We start from the raw sequence: 9,037 nt of genomic DNA, 5'->3' as shown, positions 1-9,037 counted from the left end.
GGCGTCTTACCTGCTTTCTGCCGGAACGTCGGCGAGGACCTGCTCGGCTTCGGCCGCGCCGAGGAGGTTGCCGTGATCCCCGTGCTCGGCGGCGTACGCGGCATAGTCGCCGTACTCGCCAGCGAGTAGCCGTGCGGTGAAGTCGGCGTGGGCCCGCGTCATCTCGGCCTCGCGGTCAGGCTTCACCCAGCCGTCGGGAACCTCGGGAGTCGAGTCGCCGGCGCGGGCGGCTTTGACCCACGCCTTGACGTGGGCCGTCTCCTCGGGGATCTGCCGGACGCCTACGTTGTGGGTGGCCGCCCCGATCTTGTGGCCATCGGCGGCATAAAACGCTTCCCATTCGTACTTGCGCAGCACAGCGAACTGCGAGCGATACATCGCACACAACTGCTCAGCGCTCAGCCCAAGCATCACGGCTGCTAGGGCGTCGATCTCCACCAGCGCCATCCGGCGGTCGTACTCGGTGCGCAGTGGGGTGGCCATGGACCAAGCCCTAACGACCTCATTCAACGGGGGGCGAACGGAGACGGTGTCCGTCCAGCGGTCTCTCTGCCAGGCCGACTCGAAGAGCTCCTCCCACAGAGGGGCGTAATCACGGGTCAGACAGTTGAGACGTAGGGTCCGTAGCAGAAGGGGAGTGGTAAGGGGATGGGAAAGCGGGCTGGGGAAGCTCCGTGCTAGCTCGATATTGACCTTGGAGGCGCCGGAGACCTTGACCAGGTAGTCATAGACGAGCGAAGCCCAGAGTCCAGCGACGACGCCGGTGCCACGGTTTGAGCGGAGGGCAAGGGTGTGAACCGCATCTACGTGAGTTGGCCCGGGAGGCAGTAGAGCGGGCTGAAGCGAGCGCTCGGTATTCGACGTGATCATTCTGCGCCATGTCACCCGGAAGAAGTCTCCCGAAGGCACGTTGCCCCAGGACCGCCGTGCCGCGGCGAAGTCCACCTTCGAGCACGCCCGCGCGTAATTGGTACGCGGCACCAAGGTTTCGGGGAGTTCTTCCAAGTCCCAGTCGGTGTAGTCCTTGTTGGATTTGCAGCCCGGGTTGGGCTGCTTGGCGAAGGGGGTGGCTACTGAGAAGTGGGGGCCCTGAAGCACAGCCTCGTCCCAGGAGGCAGGCACGGCGCTGCGCTTCTCGATAATTCCCTTCTCCCTGGAGGTTTTCTCATTCAGTTCGAATGAGAACCAATAGGGGTGATCGTGTAGCCGTTCACCAAAGGCGGCGAGGACTTGAAGAGCTTGGTTGTCCTCCACTGTCACTGGACGTAGCACCCTGGCTTGTTCGGCTGGGGTGTCCGGTTCATCGATGACGGCGGCCCAACTGGCGAGCACACCCCGGTCGACGTGCACGATGCGATCCCTGTGGGGACGGAGGTCCCAGCCCCCCTCGGGAAACTGGATCCCCGGCAGTGGCCCTTCGCCGCTGTGGGTAAAGGAGCCGTCCACGATGGAGGGATGCACGGCGCGGGCGACCTGGAGGAAGCCGATCTCGCGAGGGGGACCATAGACGCTAACCCCGAAGGGCTTGTTATTGTCGACATCTTCGAATAGCAGAATGTTGTTGCCATATTGGAAGTGCCGCCTGAGTCTGGCGTACGTGGAAGCACGGAAAGCGCCACCCCGGGGGACGGAGAAGTGGTTCTCCTCGTGAATCAACGCAACTGTGCCCTTTTGGCCCATGCTGCGCCAGGTCCGCTCCATGAAGTTCAGATAGAGGTTGGTTCGAAGCCCACTCAACATCGGGTGGTCAACTGCCGAGCCCAGGTGCGCGTCGCTCCCCACCCAGGAAGAGAGGTCGGCGAGGTAGGCCCGCAATACTCCGGGTTCGGCCAGTGCCGTCGCCCGCCGATCTGTTCTAACGTCCTCGGTTGCTTGCTTCTCCAAGCCGAACCAGGCGTCGTACTCTGCTACTGCGAGATCGTCTTTCCACTCGGAGTTGAGCCACGGCGGGTTGCCCACCTGAAGGTCGAAGCCGCCTTGGCTGAAGACGTGCGCGAACTCCAGCTCCCAGTGGAAGAAGCCTTCCCGACGACTGATCGCGTCGATCTCGCTCAGCCAAGGGAAGCGCAGGGCGATCGCTGGCATCTCGGCGCACTGGCTCATCAGCCGGTCGTTGGAGTCGTCCACGGCGAGTTGGTCGAAGTCGCCGGTGTCGCCGAAGAGGCCGAAGAGGTCGTCGTGTCCTGCGGTGCTTGCCTTCTTGATCCCCTTTGCCTTGGCGGCCTTCGCTTTGGCCGGCGGCACACCTAGGACGGCCTCGCAGAAGTCCAGCCATTCGGCCAGGTCCGGGGGCTCAGGTGTGTCGCGCTGGCCCACTGGCCAGAACCAGAGAGCGCACCAGGCGTCCATGACCAGCTTCAGTCGGCCCAGCGGGGCGCCAGGCTCTTTGAGGGCTGCCTCGATCCGCTCCCGTGAGACGGCTCCCGAAGATAGGGGCAGCGGCCGGTCCGGCTCCACCTCCCAAACGGCGATGTCACGGCGAATCTCCTTCTCAGAGATGACGAGCCGCCGCCTGGCCAGCTCCCAGAGACGCTCGACTCTGGTGGCCAGGGTCAGGAGCCGCTTGCCCTGGGTGACACTCGGGGTGGAGGCGGCTCGCTTACGCCACTCGGCAAGCTGATCCCGGTCTTCCTTGGCTAGCTCCTTTGCCTCGCCCGAGTCGGCTACCGCTCCCCATCCCTTTGCCGGGAGCAAGAAATGATGGATCTCCTCGCCGTCCTTGAAGGCGCCTTCGACCATGCCATCCCTCAGCGGGCGGTCGACTGGTGCTGCGGTCAGCCACGCCTTCTTCTTCAGCGTCTCGGCGGCGTACACCGCGCGGCGCGCACCAATGAGGGAGTTACCACGGCGCAGGTGGAGCCCGAACCATGGGGCCTTGAGGCCCTCGTGCATCGCGTTGAGCCACAGCGACACCTCGGCCAGCTCGACTGCGGTGTGATTGAGGTCCACGCCGTAGCAGTTGTGGAGGGCCAGGTACGCCTTGACCTTCTGCAGCTCTGCCTCGTACTGGTCCGGCGGCAGCTGCACGTCCTGGCCGCGCTCTACCGAGAGCTCAGTCATGCGGCGGCGCAGATACTCGGCGGCGAGCTGGTTGATGGCCTCGTTGAGGAACGCTCCCGAACCGAGGGCCGGCTCGCACACCACCAGGTCCAGGATGTCGCGAGCCTTCGTGATCTCGCCATCCTCGTCGAGCAGCTCGGCCAGAGCGTGCTTGACCGTACTACGGGTGAGTACCTCGGGGGTGTAGTACGAGGCGGAGCGCTGCCGCTCGCGGCCGGAGAGGCGGTAGACGAAGGAGCCCTTCTTGTGCTCGATCCGCCTGGGTACGCCTGTGATCTCGTCGGGGCGCTTGACGAAGACTTCGTCGTCGTAGTTGTCCGCTTCGCGCTGGGGGACGACCCATGTGCCGGCCAGCCCGTCCGAGTCCGGCTTGGCTACCTCGTACAGGTCCTCGGAAGCGAAGAAGCCGGTGTACGACATCAGGCCCTCGTACACCGCGCCGAGTTGGTTGATGCCGAGCTGGGCGTAGGAGATGAAGCCTTTGCCAGTGCCTCGGCTGAGCATGAGGCGGTTCAGCACCCCCCACAGCACCTTGTTGCGCAGCCGGGTGTCGACGCGCTGGCCGTCGATGCGTACCGATCCGATCAGCGGCGTGGCATTCGCGTGGAACAGGTCACTGCGCAGGGACTCGAAGCGGATGCCGTCCGGGGCCAATCCGGTGTCGCTCGGCTCCTGCTCTTCCAAGGCGTGGTGTCCCTGGTCGACGAGACGGAACAGTAGATCCAGCGACTCGTGGAAGTGGAAGCCGTCTTGAGCCTCGTTCGGAAGGTCGTACGAGACGAGTTCACCAAGTCGGCTTAGCCCGTAGCCGTCCTGGTAGGCGTCGTCCTTGCTGGGCAGGATGCCCAGTTCCGGTCGGGCTTCTGCGTACAGCAGGAACAGAATGCGGTACAGGTAGCGCAGTGATTCGCGGGTGAGTCGGTTGGCGAGTTCGCTGCTGTCGCCGAGCTCGGAAGGGTCGCCATCCTGATCGTGGATGCGGTCCAGGATCTCCTGGGCGATCAGTTCGACGGACTGTCGCAGGCCCTCCCGCAGCTCTTTCGAGACGCCGACGGCGTGTTTGCGGCCCTTGTCGACGAGGTTGTCCAGGAATCCAGCGGCGCCGCCTGCTGTCAGCAGGGACTCCGCACCGAACAGGGCTGAGACGGCTTCCAGTTCGCCGCCGTCGGCGGCCAGGTTGCGGTCGAGCGCGGCGTCGATGCTGACGCCCAGGAATCGGCCCTCGTGCCACGCGGTGCGGTCGGCGAGCAGCACTGCACCGCCGGCGAGCAGGAGTACGAACCTGGGCGCGTAGGCGTCCTCGCTGCCGAAGAGGAAGGTGACGGCGTCCGCCGCACTGGTGATCTCGTTTCGGCCGTCGAGGGCGATGGGCGCGAGTAGCTGCGCGCCGCCGTCTTCGACGTCGGAGGCGACGAGTTCGGCGTCCGTGCTCCAGGTGACGTCCAGCGCGATCAGCTCGACACCCCCAGGCCCCTTCACAGCGAAGGCGACGGGGACTTCGCGGGGCTTGTCGCTGTGCATGACCTCGAAGACGCCCCGCTGGACCCTGGCGTGGGTGTCGTCCTCGCGCTCTGGAGGCTTGTCTCCACGGGGGATGTAGGCGAGCGCGGCGAGGAGAGCGTCGTTGAGCTTGCGCAGCTCGGATCCGCCGAAGTCGTCCTTCTCTGTGATGCGGACCTTGGCCTTGAAGTAGTCGCGGCCCAGGTTCCTCACGCCGGAGCGGGACGTGGGTGCTCCGGACCGGTCCGCTGCAGTCCAGCGTTTGCGCAGGTCAGCGAGGTCCTTGGCGAAGAGCTCGGCGAGGTAGTGGGCGGAGATGTACTCACCGCGGTTGATGATCGCTTCGAATGCCACGGTGGTCACGCACCCTTCTGTTCACTGGCTGCGGCGGCGGGGACGAGTACCCCGATCACGCGGATCATCGAGTCGCCCTGGGTGGCGAGCTGCTCGATCAGCTGCTCGACCTCTATTGCGGTGGTCTCCACCCGCTGTTCCTCATGCTCGCGTCGGATGCCGAGGGTGAGTTGCTCGAACGTCGAGTGGCTCGCCTTGCGCCACGCTGCCAGGCGCTTCTCATACTCAGCCAGTTGCTCGATCAGCGGTTCTTCCTGGCTGCTACGTAGTGTGAGCAGGTGCCGCCGTGTTGCCTCGACCGCCCGTGGCACCAGGGCGCGCAGGACATCGATGTCCCCGGCGAAGGGCCGGTTGAGCATCTTCGGCTGCACGCCGGCCCGCTCCAGGACACCGACCAGATCGTCATCGAACACAGGGCTGCCGTGCTCCAGTCCGGTCACGGAGGACCAGGCGAGGACTGTCGGGTGGCCCTTGGCGTTGGAGTACATGCCCTGCATCAGGAACACCGGCCCGGGGACGTCGGCCGTGATGACGGGCGCGGCGTTGCGGGTGAGCCGGACCAGGACCTTGTCGGTGAGCCACTCCACCACCGGGTGTTGGTCGGTGAGGTAACTGACGTCGGGCCAGCCGGAGGTCTCGCGCCGCTCCTGCTTCGTGATCGCGCCCTTGGTCCTCTCGCCGCTGCGCTCGCGGGCGCGGTCCAGGCGCTGCTGAGCGAACCCGGGATCGAACGTGACCCTGAGCTTCTCGAGCACTCCGCGCTCGTCCAGATAGGTCTGCGGGAGGACGAGGAGGCGCCGCTGCAGTTCGCGGTCCGGGGCGAAGGAGAGCATCTCGGGGTAGTCCGTGTCCCACGCCTTCCCGATCTTCTCCTCGGGATTGCCGTAGACCTCGTCGAGTGCCTCCTCGACGAAGGCCCGAGTCGAGGCGAACAACTGCGGTACGCGGTAGTGGCCCCCTGACCCGTCGACGGTGTGGTGGGCCATGAAGAGGTTGAAGGGATCGACCGGCTGTGCGGGGACGATCTCGTCGAACATCTTCCCGTCCGCGAGTCCTGCCTTGATTGCGTTCTCCTCCGCCTCCTCGTCGCGCAGCCCGAGGATTGAGGCGGCCTCCCCGAGGGTGCGGTGGACCTCGTCCTCGCGTTCCAGCAGTCGCCGGGAGACCAGTCGGTCCGCGGAGGGTACATCGGGGTTCTCGTCCTGGCGGACCAGCAGCAAGGCGCGGACTTCTGGCGACGTCTGCTGGCCGTAGCGGTCGATACGGCCGTTGCGCTGCTCGATGGTGATCAATGACCAGGGCAGGTCGTAGTGGATCATCTGGTGGCACTGGCGGTGCAGGTTGACGCCCTCGGACGCGATGTCACCCGTGAGCAGGACGCGCAGCTCGCTGTCCGCCAGGCCGAAGTCCTTCACGGTCCGCTGCTGCTCGTCGTCGGGCCGGCCGCCGTGCAGCTGGCGGATCGCCCCGCGCCCCTGCTCCTCGCTCACCTCGAAGCCAAGCTCGCCGGGCAGGGCGTCATGGAGCATCTGCAGGGTGGCCCGGCGCTCGGAGAAGATGACGACGCGCTTATCGGACCCCGGCCCGATCCCCATACCCTTCAGCTCGTCGACCAGGCGGCGGAACTTCGTCGCATCCTCCACCGTGGCCTCGCCGGCGAGCTGCCCCAGCCGCGTCAGCGCCGATCGCTCTGCGGCGCGCTGCGCACCCTTTTCCGGGTGCTTCTGTGCGTCCTCGTCGATGCGCTCGATCCGGTTCTCTACTGTCTCGGCCAACGCCTTGTGCGAGGAGAGGAAGGCTTTTAGGAGCGTATACGGGAACAGCCGGGCGCCCTTGCCGCTCACCGGAGCCGACTGGCCCGCTTCCGGCCTGATCCAGACGTCGTATAGCTCTTCAAAGATTTTTTGTTCGGCGGGGTTCGCAACGCAGTCGAAGGCCACGGGCGGCTTGCGGGTGGCCCACTTGTGACCGATCTCTGCCGAGACGTCGGGGGACATCTTGTGCCTGCGGACGTACAGGTGGTCGAGCTGTGTCTCGTCGTAGTCGCTCGTGTCGGGGATGGCGGTCGGGTCGAGCAGGCTCAGCAGCTCACCAAACGACTCGCGCTGACCGTTGTGGGGTGTGGCGCTGGCGAGGATCAGGGCGTCGGTCCTCGGGGCGAGCAGCCCTGCGAGCCGGTTGTTCTTGGTCCCGGTGTTGATCAGCTTGTGTGACTCGTCGATGACGACGGCGTCCCAGGTGACCTGCATGAGGTGGCTGCGCCAGCGGTCAGAGCGCAGGGTGTCGATGGAGATGATCGCGCGCTTGTAGTACGAGAAGGGGTTGCGGCCGGCTGGGATGTTCTGGCGGATGCGTTCGATGCCGGTTGAGTCCAGGCGTACGAGGGGGATCGCGAAACGCGTCCACAGCTCGTGCTGGAACTGCTCCAGGATGTGCTTGGGCGTGACGACGAGGATGCGCTCGCCCCTGCCCCGGCGGATGAGCTCCGACAGCAGCAGCCCGATCTCCAGGGTCTTGCCCAGTCCGACTGCGTCGGCGATGAGCAACCTCGGGCGTAGACCGCGCAGGGCCGCTCTGGCGGGCTCGCGCTGGTAGGCGAGGTTGTCGAGGAGGTGTGTGCCGACGGTGGCGAGCCGTTGTTCGGACAGCGGAAGCGGGGTCTTACGGATCAATGCGTCGATGAAGAGCCGGGAGCGGCGGCACTCCGGGGAGTCGTCGACGACGAGGTCCGTATCCTCGGGCCGCAGAGGGGTGACCCGATCCAGGGTTTCGTGGGCGAAGAAGACAGCTCGCTGGTCGCGCACGAGCGGGGAGATGCCGCGGACGTCCAGGCGCGTGCCGTCGTGCGAGGTCTCGGACACCTCGACGACCAGCCAGTCCTCGTCCCGTGCACGGACCTGCATGCCCGCGGCGAATTTGGCTGTGCCTGCGGAGCTGGTCACCAGGTTCCCTCTTTCGATCACTGTCTATTGCCTTGTCGTGCTCTACTACGTATCCCGCTGTGCACCCGGCGGAATTAGCCGCCGAAGTCAGATCGCCGGTCGCGGATTTTTCCGCGCCAACGGTCAGCCCAGGGGGCGCCCTCGCCACTGGACGCGCCGGCGACGGCAGGTTCCGCGGGCGATACCTCGTCCCCGAGCTCCGGACCCGCAAGACCCTCCGGAGCTGACACTGACTTAGGAGGATTCGGCGGCACCGGAGGCGCACCTTCCACCTGCAGAACGTCCGTGAGGAACGCGCCAGGCAGCGGCGGGTAAAGCGGACCACTGACCGGCACGGCGTGCTCGAGCAGCCGGTCCATGGCTGCCTCCAGCACACTGTGGGCGGTCGGCCGGTCCTCCGGAGAGTAGGACAAGGCACTGACAATCAGTCCTCGCAAGCTCTCGGGCAGGCCCGAGAGATCGGGAGGAACGTCCAGTATCCGCTGTACCGGAATATCGGCGTAAAACGGGGGGTGCCCAGTCGCCGCATGCACGAGCGTCGCGCCCAGGCTGTACACGTCCGCGGCTTCGCTCGCCTTGCGGGAGTCCATGGCCTGCTCCGGCGCCATGTACACAAGGGTGCCGACCGGCACGTCGCCGGATGTGAGGCCGGTCGCACCTCCGACATGGCAAACGCCGAAGTCGATCACACGAGTGCCCTGTGTGGTGACGAGCACGTTGCTGGGCTTCAGGTCGCGGTGAAGAAGCCGGACAGAGTGGATGTGAATCAGAGCATCGGACAGACTCGCGGCCAGCCACCACGCCCCGAGCTCACTCACGGCGCCATGCTGGTTCAGCAGTACATCGAGCGAGGGCGCGTGGACGTACTCGGTGGCGATCCAGGGCTGCTCCGCGTCCGGGTCAGCGTCCACGAGCGCCGCGGTGTGGAATCCACCGACACGCCGGATCGCCTCCAGTTCCTGGGCGAACCGCTGACGGAAGTACGGCTGGTCTGCCAGCGCCGGCTTGATGACCTTGATCGCCACGGGGCGGGGGCTGCGGTATCCGAGGTAAACGACGCCCATAGCGCCCTGGCCGAGACGCTGAGTCAGTCGGAAGCCCGCGATTTCTCGGGGGTCGTTCTCCCGCAGCGGCTCGAACACCATCGCCCCCCGTTCCGCGACCGGGCAGATGAAGGCGAA

At 65.9% G+C, this 9,037-nt stretch carries 3 protein-coding genes; all 3 read right to left on the bottom strand.

The window, feature by feature from the left end; genetic code table 11:
- Nucleotides 1–6: 6 nt before the first annotated feature.
- The 3 genes from ACN6LM_RS01560 to ACN6LM_RS01550 all read right to left on the bottom strand — a co-directional run bounded on the left by ACN6LM_RS01560 (nt 7) and on the right by ACN6LM_RS01550 (nt 9,001).
- Entirely contained in the window at nt 7–4,923 is a 4,917-nt protein-coding gene (locus tag ACN6LM_RS01560) for an Eco57I restriction-modification methylase domain-containing protein (RefSeq protein ID WP_445063432.1), read from the bottom strand.
- On the bottom strand, nt 4,920–7,856 hold the full coding sequence (locus tag ACN6LM_RS01555; RefSeq protein WP_445063431.1) for a helicase-related protein: 2,937 nt from the start codon (nt 7,854–7,856) through the stop codon (nt 4,920–4,922). Before ACN6LM_RS01555 ends, ACN6LM_RS01560 begins: the two co-directional genes overlap by 4 nt.
- A 74-nt stretch (nt 7,857–7,930) precedes the next feature.
- Nucleotides 7,931–9,001, bottom strand: a complete 1,071-nt coding sequence (locus tag ACN6LM_RS01550) for a serine/threonine-protein kinase (protein ID WP_445063430.1) — start codon at nt 8,999–9,001, stop codon at nt 7,931–7,933.
- Nucleotides 9,002–9,037: the final 36 nt, after the last annotated feature.

The organism is Streptomyces sp. SAS_281 (genome assembly GCF_052542855.1).
The sequence above is the reverse complement of the archived record's forward strand: the minus strand, read 5'-3'. Positions and strand labels throughout refer to the sequence as shown.